This window comes from Mesorhizobium sp. BR1-1-15 (assembly GCF_020165475.1).
Lineage (GTDB): Bacteria > Pseudomonadota > Alphaproteobacteria > Rhizobiales > Rhizobiaceae > Mesorhizobium.
This window is the reverse complement of sequence record NZ_JAIUIF010000002.1, coordinates 400,209-421,732: the sequence shown is the minus strand read 5'-3', so window position 1 is coordinate 421,732 and position 21,524 is coordinate 400,209. Positions and strand designations below refer to the sequence as shown.

General features: G+C 63.9%; 19 protein-coding genes. 14 read left to right on the top strand and 5 right to left on the bottom strand.

Translation table 11 applies throughout. From position 1 onward, the window contains the following. Nucleotides 1-13 precede the first annotated feature (13 nt). Nucleotides 14-571, bottom strand: coding sequence for a sugar O-acetyltransferase (locus LB541_RS05695; RefSeq protein ID WP_224618036.1), 558 nt, complete (start codon nt 569-571; stop codon nt 14-16). 577 nt (nt 572-1,148) lie between these two features. Between LB541_RS05695 and LB541_RS05690 the strand changes: the two genes are divergently transcribed. The 5 genes from LB541_RS05690 to LB541_RS05670 all read left to right on the top strand — a co-directional run bounded on the left by LB541_RS05690 (nt 1,149) and on the right by LB541_RS05670 (nt 8,421). Further along, nucleotides 1,149-2,531, top strand: coding sequence for an FAD-containing oxidoreductase (locus LB541_RS05690; protein ID WP_224618062.1), 1,383 nt, complete (start codon nt 1,149-1,151; stop codon nt 2,529-2,531). 198 nt (nt 2,532-2,729) lie between these two features. Continuing rightward, nucleotides 2,730-3,905 (top strand): MFS transporter, encoded by a 1,176-nt coding sequence (locus LB541_RS05685; RefSeq protein WP_140879190.1) that lies wholly within the window; start codon nt 2,730-2,732, stop codon nt 3,903-3,905. A 95-nt stretch (nt 3,906-4,000) separates the two neighbouring features. Then, nucleotides 4,001-5,056, top strand: coding sequence for a succinylglutamate desuccinylase/aspartoacylase family protein (locus LB541_RS05680; RefSeq protein ID WP_140657054.1), 1,056 nt, complete (start codon nt 4,001-4,003; stop codon nt 5,054-5,056). A 222-nt stretch (nt 5,057-5,278) separates the two neighbouring features. Then, nucleotides 5,279-7,468, top strand: coding sequence for an anthranilate synthase (locus LB541_RS05675; protein ID WP_140516966.1), 2,190 nt, complete (start codon nt 5,279-5,281; stop codon nt 7,466-7,468). 5 nt (nt 7,469-7,473) lie between these two features. After that, a complete protein-coding gene (locus tag LB541_RS05670) occupies nt 7,474-8,421 on the top strand; it encodes a cation diffusion facilitator family transporter (protein WP_140524935.1) in 948 nt (315 codons plus the stop codon). A 339-nt stretch (nt 8,422-8,760) separates the two neighbouring features. Here the strand turns inward: LB541_RS05670 and LB541_RS05665 are convergent, their stop codons facing one another. Then, on the bottom strand, nt 8,761-9,006 hold the full coding sequence (locus LB541_RS05665; RefSeq protein ID WP_140524936.1) for an antitoxin: 246 nt from the start codon (nt 9,004-9,006) through the stop codon (nt 8,761-8,763). Between the two features lie 66 nt (nt 9,007-9,072). Then, a complete protein-coding gene (locus LB541_RS05660; protein ID WP_140672478.1) occupies nt 9,073-10,164 on the bottom strand; it encodes a hypothetical protein in 1,092 nt (363 codons plus the stop codon). A gap of 103 nt (nt 10,165-10,267) precedes the next feature. Between LB541_RS05660 and LB541_RS05655 the strand changes: the two genes are divergently transcribed. The 5 genes from LB541_RS05655 (at nt 10,268) to LB541_RS05635 (ending at nt 13,364) form a co-directional block, all read left to right on the top strand. Beyond that, nucleotides 10,268-10,705 carry a DsrE family protein gene (locus LB541_RS05655; RefSeq protein ID WP_140524937.1) on the top strand — a complete coding sequence of 146 codons (438 nt, stop codon included), beginning with the start codon at nt 10,268-10,270 and terminating at the stop codon, nt 10,703-10,705. Between the two features lie 66 nt (nt 10,706-10,771). Further along, nucleotides 10,772-11,563: an SDR family NAD(P)-dependent oxidoreductase gene (locus tag LB541_RS05650; protein ID WP_140672479.1), complete on the top strand. Its 792-nt coding sequence runs from the start codon at nt 10,772-10,774 to the stop codon at nt 11,561-11,563. Between the two features lie 63 nt (nt 11,564-11,626). Further along, nucleotides 11,627-11,935 (top strand): putative quinol monooxygenase, encoded by a 309-nt coding sequence (locus tag LB541_RS05645; protein WP_140567149.1) that lies wholly within the window; start codon nt 11,627-11,629, stop codon nt 11,933-11,935. 5 nt (nt 11,936-11,940) lie between these two features. After that, on the top strand, nt 11,941-12,198 hold the full coding sequence (locus LB541_RS05640) for a type II toxin-antitoxin system Phd/YefM family antitoxin (protein ID WP_140739252.1): 258 nt from the start codon (nt 11,941-11,943) through the stop codon (nt 12,196-12,198). A gap of 62 nt (nt 12,199-12,260) precedes the next feature. Continuing rightward, entirely contained in the window at nt 12,261-13,364 is a 1,104-nt protein-coding gene (locus LB541_RS05635; RefSeq protein WP_140524940.1) for an AbrB family transcriptional regulator, read from the top strand. Nucleotides 13,365-13,404: 40 nt separating this feature from the next. On the opposite strand, the gene LB541_RS05630 is transcribed toward LB541_RS05635, so the two are convergent. Beyond that, nucleotides 13,405-14,481 carry a siderophore-interacting protein gene (locus tag LB541_RS05630; RefSeq protein WP_140567155.1) on the bottom strand — a complete coding sequence of 359 codons (1,077 nt, stop codon included), beginning with the start codon at nt 14,479-14,481 and terminating at the stop codon, nt 13,405-13,407. A 541-nt stretch (nt 14,482-15,022) separates the two neighbouring features. Between LB541_RS05630 and leuA the strand changes: the two genes are divergently transcribed. The 4 genes from leuA (at nt 15,023) to LB541_RS05610 (ending at nt 20,577) form a co-directional block, all read left to right on the top strand. Then, nucleotides 15,023-16,759, top strand: a complete 1,737-nt coding sequence (gene leuA, locus LB541_RS05625) for a 2-isopropylmalate synthase (protein ID WP_224618035.1) — start codon at nt 15,023-15,025, stop codon at nt 16,757-16,759. Between the two features lie 182 nt (nt 16,760-16,941). Further along, nucleotides 16,942-18,717, top strand: a complete 1,776-nt coding sequence (locus tag LB541_RS05620; RefSeq protein WP_224618034.1) for a tetratricopeptide repeat protein — start codon at nt 16,942-16,944, stop codon at nt 18,715-18,717. 328 nt (nt 18,718-19,045) lie between these two features. Next, a complete protein-coding gene (locus LB541_RS05615) occupies nt 19,046-19,849 on the top strand; it encodes an alpha/beta fold hydrolase (protein WP_140556143.1) in 804 nt (267 codons plus the stop codon). Between the two features lie 110 nt (nt 19,850-19,959). Beyond that, nucleotides 19,960-20,577, top strand: a complete 618-nt coding sequence (locus LB541_RS05610; RefSeq protein ID WP_140496090.1) for a hypothetical protein — start codon at nt 19,960-19,962, stop codon at nt 20,575-20,577. Here the strand turns inward: LB541_RS05610 and LB541_RS05605 are convergent. Then, nucleotides 20,561-21,484, bottom strand: coding sequence for a metallophosphoesterase family protein (locus LB541_RS05605; RefSeq protein ID WP_140556145.1), 924 nt, complete (start codon nt 21,482-21,484; stop codon nt 20,561-20,563). The genes LB541_RS05610 and LB541_RS05605 overlap by 17 nt on opposite strands. Nucleotides 21,485-21,524 lie beyond the last annotated feature (40 nt).

The window sequence follows — 21,524 nt, the reverse complement described above, 5'->3', positions numbered from 1 at the left end:
GCCCGCCGGGCACTCAACCGCGTTTGACCGCCCGCGCCGGATTGCCGACCACCGTCATGTTCGCGGGCACGTCGCGCGTCACCACGGCGCCGGCGCCGACGATGGCGCCCTCGCCGATGCTGATCCCGCCGAGGATCACCGCGCTGCCGCCGATCCAGGCATTGGCGCCGATCTCGACCCGCCTGGCGATTTCCAGCCCGGCTTGTCGCCCCGCGGCCTCCCTCTGATGCTCGGCGCAATAGATCTGCACATTGGGGCCGAGCTGCGTTCCCTTGCCGATGCGCACGCTTGCCGTGTCGAGAATGATGCAGCCGGCATTGAGAAAGACGCCGTCCCCGAGAAAGATGTTGAAGCCATAGGCACAGTGGAACGGCGCCTCGATGCGGGCGCCCTCGCCCGCGCCGCCGAGCAGATCCTGCAAGGCAGGCCCGATGTTGCCGCGCTGACGGGGCGCAAGCGAATTGTGCTCGAATACGGCGCCCGCAGCCACGCCGCGCAGCGCCTCCAGTTCGTCATCCATGCACGTATACCACTCGCCCGCCGCCATTTTTGCGCGTTCGCTCTCAGCCATGCGGTGCCTCCGTCATCATTGCCACGCACCGTTGCGGCGTAAGAGAGCGCCTATGCAAGTACTGGCCAAATACCGGACCTATGGTAGCCTGCCTTTTCAGGGCTATCCCGGCCCGGGATCGAGGGGGATCAACATGCTTTACATTCTTGCACTTCTGATCGGGGTCATTGCCGGCCTGCGCGCCATGACCGCGCCGGCCGCCGTCGCCTGGGGCGCCTGGCTCGGCTGGCTGCCGGTTGCCGGCACCTGGGCAAGCTTCATGAGCCACTGGGCCGCTGTCGGCATTTTCACTATCCTGGCTATCGTCGAGCTGGTCACCGACCAGTTGCCGTCGACGCCGAGCCGCAAGGTGCCGCAGCAATTCGGCGCCCGTATCCTGCTCGGTGCCTTCAGCGGCGCTGTGATCGGCGCCACTGGCGGCGCCACCATCGTCTGCCTGATCGCCGGCGCCATAGGGGCCGTTATCGGCACGCTCGGCGGCGCGGAGGCGCGCGGCCGGCTGGCGGCCGCCTTCGGCAAGGACCAGCCCGCGGCCTTCATCGAGGACGCGGTCGCGATCGTTGGCGGCCTCTTGATCGTGGCGGCGACGGCGAAAACCTTCGATGCCATCGTCATCGGTGCCGGCCAGGCCGGCCCTCCGCTGGCCGGCCGGCTGACGGCGGCCGGCATGAGCGTGGCGCTGATCGAGCGCAAGCTGGTCGGCGGCACCTGCGTCAACACCGGCTGCATGCCGACCAAGGCCATGGTCGCCAGCGCCTATGCCGCGCATCTCGCGCGGCGCGCCGCGGACTATGGCGTGACCCTCTCCGGCCCGGTCGGCGTCGACTATGCCAGGGTCAAGGCGCGCAAGGACAAGGTGTCGAACGACGCCCGCGGCAATCTGGAAACCTGGATCGCCGACATGGATAAATGCACGCTCTATCGCGGCCATGCGCGTTTCGAATCCGCCAACACGGTGCGCGTCGGCGATGATCTCCTAACCGCCGGCAAGATCTTTCTCAACACCGGCGGCCGCGCATCGTTACCGGATCTGCCCGGCATTCACGACATCGACTTTCTCACCAACTCTTCGATGATGGACCTCGACGTGTTGCCGCGCCACCTCGTGGTGGTCGGCGGCAGCTACATCTCGCTCGAATTCGCGCAGATGTTCCGCCGCTTCGGCGCGGAGGTCACGATTATCGAAAAGGGCTCGCGGCTGATCGGCCGCGAAGACGAGGATGTGTCCGACGCCATCCTGTTGATCCTCGAAAACGAAGGCATCGCGGTCCATCTCGGCGCCGACGCCATAAGCTTCGCCAGGCAGGGCGAGGATATTGCTGTTGCCTTCTCCGCCGGCAAGCCGCCGGCCGTCGGCTCGCATGTGCTCCTGGCTCTGGGGCGAACGCCCAATACCGACGATCTCGGCCTCGACCAGGCCGGCATCGAGGTCGACAAACGCGGCTTCATCACCGTCGACGACCAGTTGCGCACCAGCGTGCCCGGCATCTGGGCGATGGGCGACTGCAATGGCAAGGGCGCCTTCACCCACACGTCCTACAACGATTACGAGATCGTTGCGGCCAATTTGCTCGACAATGATCCGCGCAAGGTCACCGACCGCATCGAGGCCTACGCTCTGTACATCGATCCGCCGCTCGGCCGCTGCGGCATGACCGAGGCGTCGGTGAAGAAGTCGGGACGCCGCGCGCTGGTCGGCCAGCGGCCGATGACCCGTGTCGGCCGTGCCATCGAGAAAGGCGAGACGCAAGGCTTCATGAAGATCCTCGTCGACGCCGACACAAGGGAAATCCTCGGCTGCTGCGTGCTTGGCCCCGGCGGCGATGAAGCCGTGCATTGCGTGCTTGATCTGATGTATGCCAAGGCACCTGTGGACACGCTGGCGCGCGCCATGCACATCCACCCCAATGTCTCGGAACTGCTGCCTACCATCGCCCAGGAGTTGAAGCCGCTGGTCTGAACTCCGGCTCAGCCGGTCGGTTCGGCCGCTCGGCCGGGTTCGGTCAGGGTCGTCTAGCCCGGCAGGGCACGGCACAAGCACCGCTGCCAGTGCCTCTTTGCTCTCCGCTTTCTGCATTGCTGCATTGCTGCAATGGCGCTTGTGCGCCATGGGGCGCTCGCGCAGTTTCCATTTGAACCGATTCAGTCTGGACCTCCCATGCCTTTGCCGATCCTTGCGCTTGCCATTGCGTCCTTCTGCATCGGCACCACCGAATTCGTCATCATGGGTCTGCTGCCGGAGGTCGCCGCCGACCTTAGCGTGACCATTCCCGCGGCCGGGCTGCTGGTCACGGGCTATGCGCTGGGCGTGGTCTTCGGCGCGCCAATCGTGGCGATGGCCACCGCGCATCTGCCGCGCAAGCCGGTGCTGGTCGGACTGGCCGCACTGTTCGTCGTCGGCAACCTGCTCTGCGCCATCGCGCCCAATTACTGGATGCTGATGGGCGCGCGCGTCTTCACCGCCTTCGGCCACGGCGCCTTCTTCGGCATCGGTTCGGTCGTCGCCGCCAGCCTGGTGCCCCGCAACAAGCGTGCCAGCGCCATCGCGCTGATGTTCGCCGGCCTGACGCTGGCTAACATCCTCGGCGTTCCCGCCGGAACGGCGCTTGGCGAAGCCTTCGGCTGGCGCGCCACCTTCCTGGCGGTGGTCGGCATCGGGCTGATCTCGGTCGCGGCGATCGCTTGGCTAGTGCCGCCGGATGTCACTGAACCAAGCGGCGACGGCTTGCGCGGCGAATTGCGCGTGCTCGGCAAGCTGCAGGTGTGGCTGGCCATGCTGATCGCGGCGCTCGCCTCAGCCAGCCTGTTTGCCGTCTTCACCTACATCAAACCCTATCTCACCGACGTGTCCGGCCTCTCGACTTCAGCGGTCACCTGGGTGCTCTTGCTGTTCGGCGCCGGCATGACCATCGGCAACATCATCGGCGGCCGGCTGGCCGACTGGAAGCTGATGCCGACGGTCATCGGCACGCTGCTGCTGCTGGCGGTCCTGTTTGTCGGCTTCATGCAGTTCGGCGCTATCGCCAGTGTCGCCATAGGCATCGTCTTCCTGTGGGGCATGCTCGTCTTCGTCGTCGTGCCGCCGTTGCAGATCCGTGTCGTGGAAGCCGCTTCCGAGGGACCGAACCTTGCCGCCACGCTGAACCAGGGCGCCTTCAATGTCGGCAACGCCAGCGGCGCCTGGATCGGCGGCGTGGCGCTCTCCTGGGGCGTTTCCTATGCCAACCTGCCGCTGGTGGGCGCGGCACTCGCTCTGCTGGCGGTCGCCGTGGCCGTTGCCTCGCAGGCACTGGACCGGCGCGCTCCGGCCGTCGCTCTTCAGCCTGCCGCGTAGTAGCTGCTTGCGCCCATAGCGCGACAGCCTGGACCAATCGACAAGCGCACGATCGAAGAGGCATGTCCTTCTCGCCTCTCGACGGAGAAAAGACCATGCAGAAATCGATCGAACGCATAGCCGGCGACAGCGAGGGCGTTTCCTATGAATTCCCGCTGTTTCGCTTCGCTGGAACCGACAAATCCGCGCCTTCGGCCTATCTGCAGGCAGCACTCCATGCCGGCGAACTGCCCGGAGTCGTCGCCATTGATGCACTGATGCCGATGCTGGCCAGGGCCGAGGCGGAGGGGCGCATCAAGGGCGACATCACCATCGTGCCCTGGGCCAATCCGATCGGCCGCGCCCAGTATCATTTCGGCGAACATCAGGGCCGTTTTCATCTGGGCACGCGCACCAACTTCAACCGCGGTTTTCCGCTGCTCGCCGCGCCCGACACGGCACTCCTGCCCGACACCGCGCACGGCACGCCCGACCAGCGGCTGAAGACGAGACTGGTGCAGCTTTCACTCGGCCACGACATCGTGCTCGACCTGCATTGCGACGACGAGGGTCTTTCCTACCTGTATGTCCACACCAGCCTGTGGCCGGCAATGGCCGACTGCGCCGCCGCCATGGGCGTCGAGGCGGTGGTGCTGTGGAGTGAAGACACGGACGGCACTTTCGAGGGCGCCTCGATCATGCCCTATCAGAACGTTCCCGCCGATGTGGCGAAGCTCGGCCGGCGCGTCGTCACGACGGTCGAATATCGCGGCATCCTCGATGTCGATGGCGCGTTCGCGGCGTCGGACGCCGCGGGGCTCTACCGGCTGCTGGTGGCGCGCGGCGTGGTCGCCGACCCGGCCCTGCCCTCACCCGGTGCCTTCACCGGGGTTGTCGCACCGCTCGAAAACATCGACATGATGCCGGCGCCCCGGGCAGGTGCCGTGCTTTACGACGTGGAGCCCGGCGACCGCGTGGCCAAGGATACGCGGCTTGCCGTCATCGTCCACGCACCGGGCGAAGCCGATGGCCGCACCGAGGTGTTCGCGCCGCAGGCCGGCATCGTCCTGACCCGGCGCTCGCGCCGTATCATCCGCGCCGGCGAGGATCTGTTGAAACTGGTGGGCGACAGGAAGAGCGCCGACGCAAGGTCCGGCACACTGGAAGATTGAGCCTCCACCGAATCCAGTTGCGCGGTCGCTCAATCGCCGCTATGGGAATCGCCATGAACATGCGTTCGATCAAGACCGTTTGGTGGTGGGCCTGCTGACAGCGGCCTGTTCGAACGCGTGCGCGTGAAAAGAGAGGGTGGCCGCAGCGGAATGTCCGGGCGGCCATTTGTTTTTTCCAAGCCATTCCCGGGTCCGTTGCCCAAGAAGCTGATGGAGACGGCAATGACGATGAAGGTTCTGGACAACGGCGCAGAGAGTTTTGTGACCGGGGGTGGCATCACCATCACCCGCGAGCGCCACGACCGGCCCTATGAAGGCGCCATCGACGCCTATGTCGACGGGCTGAATGCGCGCCGGGGCGCGGTGTTCTCTTCGAACTATGAATATCCCGGCCGCTATACGCGTTGGGACACCGCCATCATCGACCCGCCTTTGGTGATCTCGGCGCGTGGCCGGTCCATCCGCATCGAGGCGCTGAACCGGCGGGGCGAGGTGCTTCTGCCGGTCATCGTCAAGACGCTCGGCGATATCGCCGAGATCACGATCGCCGAGGCGTCGAAAAAGCTGATCCGCCTCGACGTCGCCAAGCCGGGCCGCGTCTTCACCGAAGAAGAACGCAGCCGCGTTCCTTCCGTCTTCACGGTTCTGCGCGCCATCACCGCCTTGTTCAAGACCGCCGAAGACGCCAATCTCGGCCTTTACGGCGCCTTCGGCTACGACCTCGCCTTCCAGTTCGATCCGGTCGACTACAAGCTCGAACGCAAGCCAAGCCAGCGCGATCTCGTGCTGTTCCTGCCCGACGAGATCCTGGTCGTCGATCATTATTCGGCCAAGGCCTGGACCGATCGATATGACTACGCCGGCAAGGGTTTTTCGACCGAAGGCCTGCCGCGCGACGAGATCGCCGAGCCGTTCAAGACTGCCGACCGTATCCCGCCGCGCGGCGACCATGAACCCGGCGAATACGCCAATCTTGTGCGCCGCGCGATGGACAGCTTCAAGCGCGGTGACCTGTTCGAGGTCGTACCCGGGCAGATGTTCTACGAACGCTGCGAGACCCAACCCTCCGAGATTTCGCGCAAGCTGAAGTCAATCAACCCCTCGCCCTATTCCTTCTTCATTAATCTGGGTGAAGGCGAATACCTGATCGGCGCTTCGCCCGAAATGTTCGTGCGCGTCAACGGCCGCCGTGTCGAGACCTGCCCGATCTCGGGCACGATCAAGCGTGGCGACGACGCCATTTCCGACTCAGAGCAGATCCTGAAGCTGCTCAATTCCAAGAAGGACGAATCCGAGCTCACAATGTGCTCGGATGTCGACCGCAACGACAAGTCGCGCGTCTGCGAGCCGGGTTCGGTGCGCGTCATCGGCCGCCGCCAGATCGAGATGTATTCGCGGCTTATCCACACGGTTGACCATATCGAGGGCAGGCTGCGCGAAGGCATGGACGCCTTCGACGCGTTTCTCTCGCACGCCTGGGCGGTGACCGTCACCGGCGCGCCGAAACTATGGGCCATGCGCTTCATCGAGCAGAACGAGAAGAGCCCGCGCGCCTGGTATGGCGGCGCCATCGGCATGGTCAATTTCAACGGTGATATGAACACCGGGCTGACACTGCGCACCATCCGCATCAAGGACGGCATTGCCGAGGTGCGTGCCGGCGCCACATTACTGTTCGACAGCATTCCCGAGGAAGAAGAAGCCGAAACCGAACTGAAGGCCTCCGCCATGCTCTCCGCCATCCGCGACGCCAAGACGGGCAATGCCGCCAGCACCGAACGCACCACCGCGCGCGTCGGCGACGGCGTCAACATCCTGCTCGTCGACCATGAAGACAGCTTCGTCCACACGCTGGCCAATTACTTCCGTCAGACCGGCGCCAATGTCTCGACCGTGCGCACCCCCGTGCCGGAAGAAGTTTTCGACCGGCTGAAGCCGGATCTCGTCGTGCTGTCGCCTGGTCCCGGCACGCCCAAGGATTTCGACTGCGCCGCCACCATCGGACGAGCGCGCGCCCGCGAGCTGCCGATCTTCGGCGTCTGCCTCGGCCTGCAGGCGCTGGCCGAGGCCTATGGCGGCGAATTGCGGCAGCTGCATGTGCCGATGCACGGCAAGCCGTCGCGCATTCGCGTCTCCAAGCCCGGCATCATCTTCTCCGGCCTGCCCAAGGAAGTCACCGTCGGCCGTTACCATTCGATCTTCGCCGATCCGGTGCGGCTACCCGACGATTTCGTGGTCACCGCCGAGACCGAAGACGGCGTCATCATGGCCTTCGAGCACCGCAAGGAGCCGATCGCCGCGGTGCAATTCCATCCGGAATCGATCATGACGCTCGGCCACAATGCCGGCATGCGCATCATCGAGAACATCGTCGCCCACCTGCCGCGCAAGGCCAAGGACAAGGCCGCCTAGAGACGATGGTCGAAACGCGGGACACGACGGCGGTCGCGGCGAAGGCCGCGACCAGGCGCAAGGTCGCAAGGCTTGCCTTCTGGTCGATCGTCGTCGCTTGTGTGGTGCTCGCACTCAAGCTTGCCGCCTGGTACATCACCGGTTCCGTCGCACTCTATTCGGACGCGCTGGAATCGATCGTCAACGTCATCGCCTCGGCCGCCGCGTTCTGGGCGATCCAGGTCAGCTACAAGCCTGCCGACCAGGACCATCCGTTCGGCCACCACAAGGCCGAGTATTTCTCGGCCGTCCTGGAAGGCGTGCTGATCGTGGTCGCGGCACTCCTGATCCTGAACGAGGTCTGGCAATCCTGGCTCCACCCCGTCCCGCTCCAGCAGCCTTGGGAAGGGCTTGCCGTCAACGGTGTGGCGACGGTCATAAACGCCTTCTGGGCCTGGGCGCTGATCCGTACAGGGCGCAACGCAAGATCGCCGGCACTGGTCGCCGACGGCCAGCACATCATGACCGACGTCGTGACCTCGGTCGGCGTCTTCGCCGGCCTCGTCGGCGCGGTGCTGACCGGATGGCAGATCCTCGATCCGGCGCTGGCCGTGATCGTCGCGCTCAACATTCTTTGGCAGGGCTGGCATGTTATCGGCTCGTCGATGAACGGGCTGATGGACCGCGCCGTCGATACCCAGGAGCACATGCGCATCCGCGACATCATTTCGGCTAATTGCAAAGGCGCGCTCGAAGTGCACGACCTCAAGACACGCATCGCCGGCCGCGCCACCTTCATCGAATTCCATCTGGTCGTCGATGCCGACATGTCGGTTGGCGCCAGCCATGTCATCTGCGACCGCATCGAGGATTCGCTGCAGGCGGAAATCCCTTCCGTGCGCGTCACCATCCATGTCGAGCCCGATGATGAAGCCAAGCTGCCCAAGGGCACGACGGCGGTGCCGTTCGCGTGAGGCATTTCACCACGTCTCGATTGACAGAGCTTTGATCCGCTCGAAGTCCCGGATATTGCGGGTCATCAGCGTAAGATTCCGCGAGCGCGCCTGCCCACCAGTCAACGCATCGTAGGGACCAATTGGAGTTCCCAATGTGGCAAGCGTTGCCCTCCGGCATGTCTCGCATCTTCCCGATAGAATTCGAGCACAGGAAACTGCAGAGCTTCGATACGCGCCAAATTTTCGACACAATAGGCGAGACGGCAAAGTCCTGCGGCCTATGCCGTTTCAGCAGGCAAGCAGACCCTCATCGCCCCTTCGTGACCGCGATGACGGCATTGGTGTCGAGCAGGTAGATCACTTGAAGACGTCTTCCAAGGCAGGTCGATCCTGCCCGTCCTGACGTTCCAGTGCTGCCTGGGCGAAATCATCATCAAGCGGTCCAATCACTTGGTCGAGCCACGCCCAGTCCTGCGCAAGCGGTTCCAAGATGACGGTTTGCCCGTGACGGCGTATCGAGACCTCCTCTGTGTCGAAACGGAACTCCTTCGGCAGGCGCACGGCTTGGGACCTGCCTGACCAGAACACTTTCGCTTTGTTCATCGTGCTATCCTCAAATGAGATATAGCAAAGATATATCCCTTCGTGCTGACCTAACCAGGGCTCCGCTCAAGGCGCGCAAGCCGATTGCGGCATCGGTTCCAGCCGGTAGATCTTGTCGTCCGACTTCGTCTTGCCGTCGGCTGCCTGTGAACAGAAATCGACGATCGCAAGGCTGTTGTTGGGATTGGCCAGCATCATCATGCCGTTGGCGCCGCGCTTGAGGAAAATCTCCTTCTGCGTGATATCGCAGGAGAAATCGCTCATCTTCGAGCTCGCCGCGCAGCGCCACTGGTCGGCCTCGCCCTGGCAGGAATAGACCTGCGTGACCTTGCCCGACTTTTGTCGCGTCGTGACCGAAACGGCGATGTCGGCGCCGTCAGGCCAATTGGCAAGGTCGCCGCCCGCCGCGAATGAAGCCAGTTCGACCGGCCCACGGAACACGCGGATCGACTGCGTCAGTTGGTCGGGATGCGAACCGAAATGCGCGGCATCGTAGTCGCGTCCGTAGCAGAAGGCCTGGTCGGGCTTCAGCCGGTCGCGCAGCGGCGGACCCATCGCCGGGTCGATCGGGTCGATGCGGGCGAACTCCGCCTTGCAGGTCGCTGCCGGCATCGGGTCGAGGCGGAAATTGTCGTCCTGCGAGCCCAGCGCCTGCCTGTTGTATTCAGTCGTGCCGAGTTCCTCTTCGGAACCGGCATCGAGATAGATATCGGGCTGCAGGTCCGAAAGGATCAGCCGGCCCTTGTCGTCGACTTTCAGCGACGCCAGCGTGCGGTCGCATTCCATGCCGCAATGGATCGGGTTTGATGCGCCATCCTCGGATTGGTGACTACACCAGCCGCCGGCCCATTCCGGAGCCTTGGCGCCACGCACCGTGGTGGTGACGAAGCCATTGTAGGACGTGCCGGCATTCGCGGCCGGTTCCTCGTTCGGCCTGCTGACCGGATCATGGCCGTAGTAGAAGAAGATCCGGGCCACCTTCTGCTCCGGATGCGCCTTGAGGTGCTTGGCATCGTAGATGCGGCCGAAACAGGCGTCCTGACCGTTGGGACTGAGTTCGGTGAGCTTGGCCGCCTCGTCGGCGAAAGCCGTCGCTCCCAGCAGGCTCAACAAGGCCGCTCCGGACAGGACGCTTGCCAGTCTCTGTTCGAACGCCATGTGACCCCTCCGCATCGGCAGGACGCGACGCCGATTTATGCTACACTCGGCGTCGCGGCCACGCAATTCGCGGCCATCTGTCAACCCGGGGGGAACCATCGCCATGCGTCGACGCGACATGTTCCGCGCGATTCTCGTCGGAGCCGGCACGCTGATTGGACTGCGGGTGGCGCAAGCCGCGGCCACCGAGGCCACGAGATTGAAGGTCGCCTATCATCTCAGTGACCTCGACAAGGTCAATTTCGTGCTGGGCAACATCAAGAACCATTACGAAGGCACCGGCGGCAATGTCGATATCGCGCTGGTCGTCCATGGTCCGGCTCTTGCCGGTTTCAAGTCGAAGGGCATATCGGCGGCGATCTCCGGTCGTTTCACCGGTCTCGTCCAGCAAGGGCTCGATCCGCATGCCTGCGCCAACACCATGCACGGCATGGATATTTCGCTCGCCGACCTGCTCGACGGTTTTCATGCGGCCGACAGTGGCGGCGTCGTCAAGCTCGCCGAACTGCAAAGCCAGGGCTATGCCTATCTCAGGCCTTGAAGCTGCATGGACTGAATGCAAGGGTAGCAAGACCAGCTAAGAACCGCGAATCCCGGAGAAACGACAGTGCCAGCGACAACCACTCCCCTTGGGCTTGTCATTCCCGATCTCGCCGGCAAGGCGGTGCTGGTCACCGGCGCCTCGACCGGCATCGGCGCGGCACTCGCGTTGGCTTATGCGACGCAGAAATGTCTGGTCGCACTGCACTACAATTCCAGCCGTGACGCCGCCGAGAAACTTGGCAAGGCCATTCGCGACAATGGCGGCGAGGTGCTTCTCGTCCAGGGCGATTTTTCCCTGGCCGCCGACGTCGAACGCGTCGTCGAGGACAGCGCGCAGCATTTCGGCCGCCTCGACGGGCTGGTCAACAATGCCGGCGGGATGCTCGGCCGCGTGCCCTACGCCGAGCAGACAGAGGCGCATTACGACGCGGTGATGGATCTCAACGCGCGTTCGGTGCTGACCGCCTCGCGCAAGGCGATGCCGTGGCTGAAGAGACAAGGCGGCTTCATCGTCAACACCTCCTCGATCGCCGCCCGCAACGGCGCCGGCGGTGGCGCCGGGCTTTACGGCTCGGCCAAGGCTTTCGTCTCCAACGTCACGCGCGGCATGGCCAAGGAACTGATCGGCTTCGGCATTCGCGTCAACGCGGTGGCACCCGGCACCATTCTCACGCCGTTCCACGAACGCTACTCGACCGAAGAGCAGATCAGGGGCATGGTTGCCACCATTCCGCAGGGGCGCGCCGGCACGGCTGAAGATTGCGTCGGTGCTTATCTGTTCCTCTCCTCCGATCTGTTGAGCGGCTACATCACCGGCCAGGTGATCGAGGTGAATGGTGGCCAGTTGATGCCTTGAGCCGCGACCTGCATATTGGCGAACGGTATACTCTTGTCGAAAACGCTGAAGGGAGACGAAGGGATGTACGGTCTGATCGGCAAGATGCGAGCGGCTCGCGGCCAGCGCGACGCTGTCATGGACGTCCTGCGCGCCAGCACCGGCGCCCTGCCCGGCTGCCTGAGCTATATCGTTGCCACCGACCCGGCCGATGCCGATGCCATCTGGGTCACGGAAGTGTGGACTGACCAGGCAAGCCACAAAGCCTCGCTGCAGCTTCCCGAAGTCCAGGCGGCCATCGCCAAGGCAAGGCCCTTCATCGCCGGCTTCGAGTTCCAGGTGGAAACCAACCCCGTCGGCGGCTTTGGATTGGCTGACGACAAGGCGGGCTGATCCGGGTGGATGACTCGACCCAAATCGTGAACATTAGCGATGCGAAGGCCAATCCTTCACGTCTCGTTCAGCGAGCCGCCAACGGCGAACCTTTCATGATCGCCAAGGCTGGCAAGTCATTGGTCAAGGTCATTCCTATGGATCAATCGGTGCCGGTACAATCGCGACGGGTTGGCTTTATGGCTGGTCAGTTTTCGGTGTCCGACCGTTTCGATCGCATGAGCGGTGGAGAAATCGAGCAACTGTTCGGCACAGACATCTGAGGCGATCGCTTTTCGATGCAGCGGGGGTTCGCATCCCTTACCGCTCAGTCTAAGACCAGAACATGGATTCCTCGCCCAAGCAGCCGTCTCCTGGCCAGCCGGCCGTCGAGCGCATGGCGCGCATGCGCAAGCCTTGGCAATGGCTGGCCCTCCTCGTCATTTCCGTGCTGTTTGCCGGTGCGCTCGAACTGGCCGCGCTGCCGGCGGCGCTGCTCATCGGGCCGATGCTGGCGGCCATCGTCGCCGGCACCAACGGCGCTACCGTGCGCGTGCCGCGGCTTCTGTTCGGCTCCGCCCAGGCGATCGTCGGCTGCCTCATCGCCGCTTCGATCTCGGCCGACATTTTTCGCGTCTTCTATGCCGAATGGCCGCTGTTCCTCGGCGCAGTGACAGCCACCGTCGCGGCGTCCAGCCTGCTCGGCTGGCTGATCAGCCGGTGGCGCATCCTGCCCGGCACGACCGCCGTCTGGGGATCCTCCCCAGGCGCGGCCACCGCAATGGTGCTGATGGCCGGCGCCTTCGGCGCCGACCAGCGCCTCGTCGCCTTCATGCAGTATCTGCGTGTCATCTTCGTCTCGATGACGGCGGCCATTGTCGCCAAGATGTGGGTCGACACGTCAGGCGTCGAAATCCCGCCGATTATCTGGTTTCCGCCGATCGATGCCCAAGCCTTAGCAGCAACCATTGGCATCGCGCTGGTCGGCGGGCTGGCGGGAAGGCTTTGCCGGTTGCCTTCGCCCTCCTTTCTGGGCACCTTCATCTTCGGCGCGGTGATCCACCTTGGCCTCGGCGTGCCGATGCAATTGCCGCCTTGGCTGCTGGCTGTCAGTTACGCCATGGTCGGATGGTCGATCGGGCTGAACTTCACAAGGCCGATCCTGCGCCATGCGACACGTGCCCTGCCGCAGATCGTCGCTTCGATCGTGGCTCTGATCGCCTTTTGCGGCGGCCTCGCCTTCATGATCAGCCATCTGCTCGACATCGATCCGCTGACCGCCTATCTCGCGACCAGCCCCGGCGGCATGGACAGCGTCGCCATCATCGCCGCCGCCGCCCAGAACGTCGACATCTCCTTCATCATGGCGCTCCAGTCGGCGCGTTTCCTGATCGTGCTGCTTGTCGGCCCGAGCATCGCGCGGCTGGTAGCGCGCGCGGTGAAGGAATAGGCTGCTCCGCCCCGGCTGCCGGCATACTTATGGATCGATCCTAATCCTCGTCGTCGCCCTCGGCCTGCGCGTCGCGACGCCAATAGGCCGTTACCAGGTGCCGGTCGCGGCCCAGGCCCCACTCCTTGCGCACGATCTTGCGGATCTCGCGGAAGTCCGTGAACTCGCATCCGGCCCAGACGTAGAGGTTATCGGCAAGCGCCATGTGGCTGCGCTCGCGCAGGGCGGCCGCCAGCAGGCCGGCGGTGCCGGCCGCGCGGTCGTGCCGGTAAAGCCAGGTGATTTCGATGTTGTCGCCTTGCGCCAGCGCGATGCGGTCGTCCGGGCCATCGACCTCGATGAGCGCCTCGACGCGGGTTGACGGCCGCAGTTCCCCCAGAATCCGGCCAATTGCCGGCAGCGCTGTGTCGTCGCCGACCAGCAGCAGGGTCGGCGCCGTCGGCGTCTCGCCGCCGCTTGGCCCGATCATGCCGATGACGTCTCCCGCCACCGCGTTCTGCGCGAATGTGGCGGCGGGCGTGTCATGGCCGGGGTGCAGCACGAAATCGACATCGAGCCAACCGCTTGTCGGATCCACCGCCCGGATCGTGTAGATGCGGACGGTGAGCGCATCCTCACCGGCAGGCCACACAAGCAGGCCGTCGGCGCCTATCGAGGGCCAAACGGGCGGCCTGCCCCGCGGCGGCAGCAGCAGCCGGATGTGCAGGCCGCCATGGGTAAACCGGCCAAGATCATCGCCTGCAAAGCGCAGGCGCTGCATGTGCGGAGAAATCCGCTTTGACGACACCACCGTGATTTCGCGGAAGAAGATCGGGGTGCCGGTGTCGCTGCCGTCGCCTTGCCAGCGCAGTCCGCTCGTCGTTCCGAGATGCTGCGCGACGTGGCCGGCGACCGTCATCTTCATGTAGGACAGGCAGGTTTCGTCTACGGCCGAGACGCGGATCAGCATGGAGTCGCCCTCGAGTGCCGCGCTCAGCGAACCGTAGTACAGGCGAAGTTCCCATCGATCGGCAACACCGGTCTCGACCTCGAATTCGCTGTGCTCGGTGCGCAGCCGGTCCATCACCGACCTGATCGCCGCATCGCTGATCCGGGTTTGCGCTCGCAGTTGGTCCATCGTTCGCGTCTTTCGAAACGGTTTGAAGCAATCGGCCGCAGGAGGGCCGCGCCGGCAGCGGCATGCCATAGACGTTCCGAAGTTTCCACAGAAACTTGAATACATAAGTCATCTTATATATTGAACCGCTACGTCCCGTTGGCGGCCAGGTCCGGCCTCGGCCTGTTGGAAGGGCACGCACGTCGGCGACGACGTCAGACGGAACGTGGCCCGGCACGCGCCCGGCTGTCGGCATGGCTTTCGGTACGGCTTGCCTCCGGCTGGCCGCTCCTGTATGAAAGCCGCCATGAACACGCGCGCCACCACCGCTTCCCGTCAGACCGGCTTTGCCGGCGAGACCGTGCGCGCGCTTGCCTCGACGCTGCTTCTTCTCGGCCTTATCGGCGATCGCCGGGTTCGCTGAAGGAGCGCCCGGCGGTCGAGCCGCCGCGCAAGCGCATGCTCCTTGGCAGTCACATCAAGCGAACGAAAAACTGGTAAAGGCGCCACTCGCCACCCATCCGCCTGAAGGCGGATTCGAGGGTCGCCGGGAGAAACGACGATGAACGCACGAGAAGAAATCCGCGTAAGCGAGGCCCCGGCGGGCCAGCAGAACGGCGGCATGCCGGACGCCGCCCGCAAGTACCAACCCTACCCAATCGTCGGCCTCACCGACCGGACCTGGCCCTCGAAAGTGATCGACAAGGCGCCAATCTGGTGCTCGGTCGACCTGCGCGACGGCAACCAGGCGCTGATCGACCCGATGGGCCACGAACGCAAGGCGCGCATGTTCGCGCTGCTGCTCGACATGGGTTTCAAGGAGATCGAGATCGGTTTTCCTTCGGCCTCGCAGACCGATTTCGACTTCGCCCGCTGGTGCATCGAAGAGGGCAGCGTACCGGCCGACGTTTCGCTGCAGGTGCTGGTGCAGTGCCGGCCCGAACTGATCACCCGCACCTTCGAAGCGCTCAGGGGCGCCACCAACCCGATCGTGCATTTCTACAATTCGACCAGCGAGTTGCAGCGCCGCGTCGTCTTCGAGAAGGACGTCGCCGGCATCAAGCGCATCGCCACCGATGCCGCCAAGATGATCACCGACATGGCAGCGGGTGCCGGCGGCGGCTACCGTTTCGAATACTCGCCCGAAAGCTTCACCGGCACCGAGCTCGAGGTGGCGCTGGAGATCTGCAACGCGGTCACCGAGATCGTGAAGCCGACGCCTGACAACAAACTCATCATCAACCTGCCGTCGACCGTCGAGATGTCGACGCCCAATATCTATGCCGACCGCATCGAGTGGATGTGCCGCAATCTCGACAGGCGCGAGAACCTGATCATTTCGCTGCACCCGCATAATGACCGTGGCACCGGCGTCGCCACCACCGAGCTCGGCCTGATGGCCGGCGCCGATCGCGTCGAAGGCACGCTGTTCGGCAATGGCGAGCGCACCGGCAATGTCGACATCGTCACGCTGGCGCTCAACATGTACACGCAAGGCGTCGATCCGAAGCTGGACTGCTCCGACATCAACCGGATGAAGGATGTCTACGAATATTCGAACCAGCTGAAGATTCCCGAGCGCCATCCCTATGTGGGCGAACTCGTCTACACCGCCTTTTCCGGCTCGCACCAGGATGCCATCAACAAGGGTATGAAGGCGCTGAAGAAGGCCAACACGCCAGTGTGGGAGGTTCCCTATCTGCCGATTGACCCGGCCGACGTCGGCCGCAGCTACGAAGCCATCATCCGCATCAACTCGCAGTCCGGCAAGGGCGGCATCGCCTATGTGCTGCAGGCGGATTACGGGCTCAACCTGCCGCGCAACCTGCAGATCGAGTTTAGCCAGGCAATCCAGGCGATCACCGATGCCGAAGGCAAGGAAGTGCCGGCCAGGCGCATCTATGAGCGCTTCCTCGATACCTATGTCGACCAGCCGGGCGCCAGGCTGAAATTCCTCGATCACCACACCTATCCGGACACCGAGGTAAAGGGCCGGCGCGTTGTCGAGGCGGTCATTATCGACGACGGCAAGGAGATGACGATATCAGGCACAGGCACAGGCCCGATCGACGGCTTCGTCGATGCGCTGTCGCGCCATGTCGGCGTCGATATGTCGGTGCTCGACTATTCCGAGCACTCGATGCAGCGCGGTTCGAACGCCTCGGCCATTTCCTATGTCGAGATGGAACATCCTGACGGCAAGCTGTTCGGCGCAGGCATCAACACCAACATCGTCGCTGCCTCGCTGGAGGCCGTGGTGTCCGCCGCCAACCGGATTATCGGCAAAAGAGCCGGTTGATACAGGCCTGGAACGAATTCGGGACCATCGTCGTTTAGCGATTGGTCCCGACTTTTGTGTCATTAACCACCGGGAAATTATCCGGTGTGGTACGCGATCGCATAATACGTGTATGCTTGTACGGTGGTGCGGCAACGATATGATCGCGCCTCAACCTGTGCCGACTTCGAGAGGATCGACACTTGCAGCATGCCACGCCTGCCGCCCCCGCAGTGCGCGAGACACTGGAGCGACTGCTTGCCAGCGAAACGTTCGGGAGATCCGAGCGCGCGCGCAAATTGCTTCGCTATCTCGTCGAGCGCGAGCAGGCCGGGGAAGCCGACAGGCTCAAGGGCTTTTCCATCGCCATGGATGTTTTCGGCAAGGACGGCGATTTCGATCCGTCCACCGATGCCGTCGTGCGGGTGCAGGCGGGCCGCCTGCGCGAACTGCTGCAACATTATTTCGCCAATGAAGGCATTGCCGAGCCGGTCCGCATAGCCATTCCGCGCGGCGGTTACGTCCCGGCCTACGAACTCAATGCCATCCGCCTGCCGCAAGCAGCGGAAGCCGCCAGTCACGCAGAGCCGACAGCCAGCCTGCCCGAACAGTCCGGTGCCGCCGATGATGCCGCACCCATGGCGGCCTTGCTCGGCCAGGTTCCTGCGGCGGGCCTCTCGGTGACGCGCCATCTCAGGTTCTTCTGGATCGCGATCGCCGTGGTTATCGCCATGTTGGGCGTTCTGATCCTGCGCCAGGGCGGCGGTGCCTTGCTGGCGGGAGGCGACATCCCGGCAACGTTCGAGACCGCCGGCGAAACCGGCAGCATCACGCCGTCGCCCATGGTCGAAGCGCTGCCGCTCGTCTACATCGCCCTCAGGGCCAACACTCCCAATGCCAGTCGCGTCGCCGCATCGCTGCGTGCCGGCCTGAGCGGCTTTGACACGATCGACTTCATCGGTCGCAACACCGTCAACAAAGCCGATCCGGTCGCCGATGCGACGAGTTTCATTTTCGATATCCTGCCTGGACCAGACGCGGGCGACGTTACCATCGAACTGCAAAGCTTGGCGTCCGGACGGGTGCTGTTGTCGCGCAACCTGACCGCCGCCGACAGCGCACCAACCGTAGTCGAGGATCGCATATCCGGCATTCTCAGTGCGGCACTTCCCGCTTCTGGCACCATCTACAATTACATCGAGCAGTCCAGCGCGGAGACCGGCCTGACGCAGTGCCTGCTGCTCAACGACAAATACTATCTCGACCAGAACGCCAGGACTCACGAGACCGCCTATCGTTGCCTCGAAGCCCTTGCCAACAGTGGCGCGAAATCGTCACTGGTTTATTCGGAACTCGCCTCATTGCATTTGGAGGCCGTGACCGACCACTACGCCTACCCGCCGGACGCAACGATCGAGAAGGCGATGACGTTTGCCCATCGCGCCGTGCAGATGGGGCCGACCAGCCCGTACGCACATCGCTCCTACGGCTACATCAATTCGCGCCTCGGCAATGCCGACGAGGCCCTGCGATGGATGCGCAAGGCCCATGATCTTAACCCCTACGATCTCGCCATGGCCGCCGCCTATGGCTACGGGCTGGTTTTCGCCGGCCGGTACGCCGAAGGAACACCTCTTCTGGCGCATGCCGTGGATGCCTCGAGCGGCCACCCGACCTGGTGGGACTTTGGGCTTTTCGCCGGAGAATTAATGCTGGGCGATACCAGCAAGGCAGCGATAGCCAGCAGCGCTCTGAGAACCACTGCGGCGAAATCGCACTATCTCGCCGCCCGTCTGATCGGCGCCAAGATCGCCGGTCGGGACAACCAGGCACGCAGGCTGCTTGATGAGTTGATAACCGAATTTCCGAAATTCGCCGCCAATCCGCGCGCAACCTTCATCGACAGAAAATATCCCGCCGATCTGACCGAGCGGCTGGTCGACGCCTTGCGTGCCGCCGGGCTCTTCAACGCGAGCTAGATGTGAGCCATTCCAGGGCAGCTAGTGCCGGGTTCCCTTCCGGAGTTGCGTGAAAATGAGGACTTAAAGCGGACAGCGAGTCCATCGAATAGTGAAAGGCCCAAAAGCGTTTCGCGTCGAAACGGATTCATGCGACACGCCTTAGGTCTTTTTGCTCGTGCGTGTCGTTCGCCCAAATCGAGGTCGCTTTTGGGAGCGGCATCCACCAGCAGCGGCTCGCTGTTCGGCCAATCGCCTAATCGCGAAAATTTTACTGGCGAATGCTCTGGACTAGGAGCAATTCAGCCACATTTCCATCGCGCCTTCTCGAATAAAGCCTCAATCTTTCATGACTTCATCACTTTATGCCGACGAGCGGGGTGTGGGTTCGAAGACCATCGTCCTGCTGCATGGTTTTGGCGGCAGCCACGATGTCTGGCGCGAGGTGATCTCCTTGCTGCCGCCTTCCGTACGCACATTGGCCTATGATCTGCCGGGACACGGCCTGTCGCTCGACTTTCCGTCGGCCGGACCGGCCAAGGTCGCGGCAAACGCCATCCTTGCCGACCTCTCCGCACGCGCGATCAAGCGCGTCCACCTCGTCGGCCATTCGATGGGCGGCGCGGTTGCCGCGCTGATGGCGTTGGCGGAGCCGGCAAAAGTCGCCTCGCTGACGCTCCTGGCGCCGGGCGGTTTTGGCCCCGAAATCAATGGACCGTTGTTGCGCCGCTTTGCCCGCGCGCAGGACCTGGCCGAAGTCCAGGCCTGCCTCGCCGAAATGTCCGGCCCTCGAGCCGCGCCCTCGCGTCGCATGGCCGAATTGCTTTGCGAAATGCGCGGCCGCCCCGGACAAACCGAAAAGCTCGTCGAGATCGCGGCCGCCATGACCAGGAGCGATCGACAGGGCGTCATCCCGCGCGAGCGGCTCGATGCGCTGAACATGCCGGTGATGGTGGCGTGGGGATCGGATGACGCCGTTCTACCCTTTACCCAAGTGGATAACCCGCCGGAGCGCTTCCATGTGCACCATGTGCTGGAGGCCGGCCATATGCTGGCCGAGGAAGCGCCCGACCTGATCGCCGAGATCATTCGCCGCAACAGCAATCGCCGCGTCGGACCGCAACGGGTGAAACTGTCCGCCGCGGCCAGCTGACTTCTTCCGTCTGCGCCGCCAACGGCGACCCTTGATGCATTGATCTCGCCGGTGCATTTTGCCGGCGGCTGTGTTAACTCCATGTTAACCAAACCCGCGAGGCCACGCCCATGAAGGATGCAGGCGAAAAGATCATCGACCCGTCGAGAAAATTGTCCGATGCCATTCGCGATGTAAAGAATGCCTTTGCCGATCGCGACGACGTCGTCGTCGACATGCGCGAGGCGCATCGCATGCGGCTCGACCTTCTTGCCACCGAACTCGCGCCCGTTTTTGCCGACGTTCCCGCCGACATGGACAGTTTCGACTTCGTCGTCTCGTCCGGTCTGCAGCCGCGCCTGTGGATCGACGCCGTCAGCCATGTCGCCATGGGGCGCGACCGCCGCACCTACCGTTTCCTGAAGGACACCCGCATCGGCCGTGTGGTGCTGGCCGAATCGAGCGAGATGAAGCCGGTTGCCGATTCCGTGACGCGCTATGTCGCCGAGCGGATCGTCGAACGTCAGAGAATGATGGAGGGTGGCGTCGAGGCTGCCGTTCCCGGGATGAAGCGGCACGTGGTGCCGGAAGCCGAGCCGCCTTTGCGATCGCCGCCGCGCAGCAAGGGCTGGTCGGCCGTCCTGTCCGGCCTTGGCCTGATCGCCGCAGGCGCGCTGGTGGGACTGGCGGTTTCGATCGTGCTGTTCTGGGACCGTATCGTGGCGCTGGGGCTCAGCTTGCGGCCATAGCCGGTTGCGCCCCGAGCTCCAGCGTCTGCAGATCCGAAGGTGGTATCGCCGACCCCGTCAAGCCGCGCCGCGTCAGGCGGATGCGCCAATCGCCTTTTTCACCGTCTATGTCGAACAGATTGTACTGCGCCGCCGGAGGCTTGCCGCCGGGAGCCTGGCCGGCCGCGGCGACGCCAACCACCGGGACCTTGGCGTCGCGCGGGCCGATCTGAAACAGCGACGGCAGATGTGAATGGCCATGCAGGACGAGCTCGGCACCGTGCCGGCGAATGATTTTGTGGAAGCGGGCGATGCCGAACAGCCGCTTGTGCTGCGGGACGGCGCCCCGCACCGGCGGATGATGGATCATGATCGCACGGAACAATCCTTGCTTCGCCGTCGCATCGAGTATTTTGCGCAGCCGCTCGGCCTGGCCTTCCATGAAGAAGCCGTTGGCCATGAAGGGTGCCGTCGCACGCGCCGTGGTGATGCCGATCAACGCGACATTGCCGCGCACGCGCAGATAGGGAAACGAATTGCGATCGACCGGACTGTTGACGCCGTCGCCCGTCATCCATGCCGCCCAGGACCGGCACACCTTGTCGAAGGCGCCAGGCACATAGGCGTCATGATTTCCCGGCACCACCGACACGTCATGCGGCGAGCCGAGCGTCTCCAGCCAGTGCTTGGCCATCTCGATCTCGCCATCGAGCGCCAGGTTGACGAGATCCCCGGTAACCGCGAGGTGATCGGGCGCGCTGGCCTTGATATCGGCCACGATGGTGTCGATCACCGCATCGTGCATGTGCCGGCGGCGGTTGCGCTGCCAGTTGACGTAGCCCAGCACCCGCTTGGAGGCGAGATCGCGATAGGTTACTTCAGGGAGTGGCCCCAAATGGATATCGGAAATATGTGCGAGCCTGAACATTTCTCTTTCATAGGCGACGCGCACGCGGCTTTCCACCCAC

Coding starts and splice junctions, on each gene's coding strand:
- LB541_RS05695 (WP_224618036.1), bottom strand. CDS start 571: ATGGCTGAGAGCGAACGCGCAAAAATGGCGGCGGGCGAGTGGTATACG.
- LB541_RS05685 (WP_140879190.1), top strand. CDS start 2,730: ATGCCTTTGCCGATCCTTGCGCTTGCCATTGCGTCCTTCTGCATCGGC.
- LB541_RS05680 (WP_140657054.1), top strand. CDS start 4,001: ATGCAGAAATCGATCGAACGCATAGCCGGCGACAGCGAGGGCGTTTCC.
- LB541_RS05675 (WP_140516966.1), top strand. CDS start 5,279: ATGACGATGAAGGTTCTGGACAACGGCGCAGAGAGTTTTGTGACCGGG.
- LB541_RS05670 (WP_140524935.1), top strand. CDS start 7,474: ATGGTCGAAACGCGGGACACGACGGCGGTCGCGGCGAAGGCCGCGACC.
- LB541_RS05665 (WP_140524936.1), bottom strand. CDS start 9,006: ATGAACAAAGCGAAAGTGTTCTGGTCAGGCAGGTCCCAAGCCGTGCGC.
- LB541_RS05660 (WP_140672478.1), bottom strand. CDS start 10,164: ATGGCGTTCGAACAGAGACTGGCAAGCGTCCTGTCCGGAGCGGCCTTG.
- LB541_RS05655 (WP_140524937.1), top strand. CDS start 10,268: ATGCGTCGACGCGACATGTTCCGCGCGATTCTCGTCGGAGCCGGCACG.
- LB541_RS05645 (WP_140567149.1), top strand. CDS start 11,627: ATGTACGGTCTGATCGGCAAGATGCGAGCGGCTCGCGGCCAGCGCGAC.
- LB541_RS05635 (WP_140524940.1), top strand. CDS start 12,261: ATGGATTCCTCGCCCAAGCAGCCGTCTCCTGGCCAGCCGGCCGTCGAG.
- LB541_RS05630 (WP_140567155.1), bottom strand. CDS start 14,481: ATGGACCAACTGCGAGCGCAAACCCGGATCAGCGATGCGGCGATCAGG.
- leuA (WP_224618035.1), top strand. CDS start 15,023: ATGAACGCACGAGAAGAAATCCGCGTAAGCGAGGCCCCGGCGGGCCAG.
- LB541_RS05615 (WP_140556143.1), top strand. CDS start 19,046: ATGACTTCATCACTTTATGCCGACGAGCGGGGTGTGGGTTCGAAGACC.
- LB541_RS05610 (WP_140496090.1), top strand. CDS start 19,960: ATGAAGGATGCAGGCGAAAAGATCATCGACCCGTCGAGAAAATTGTCC.
- LB541_RS05605 (WP_140556145.1), bottom strand. CDS start 21,484: ATGTTCAGGCTCGCACATATTTCCGATATCCATTTGGGGCCACTCCCT.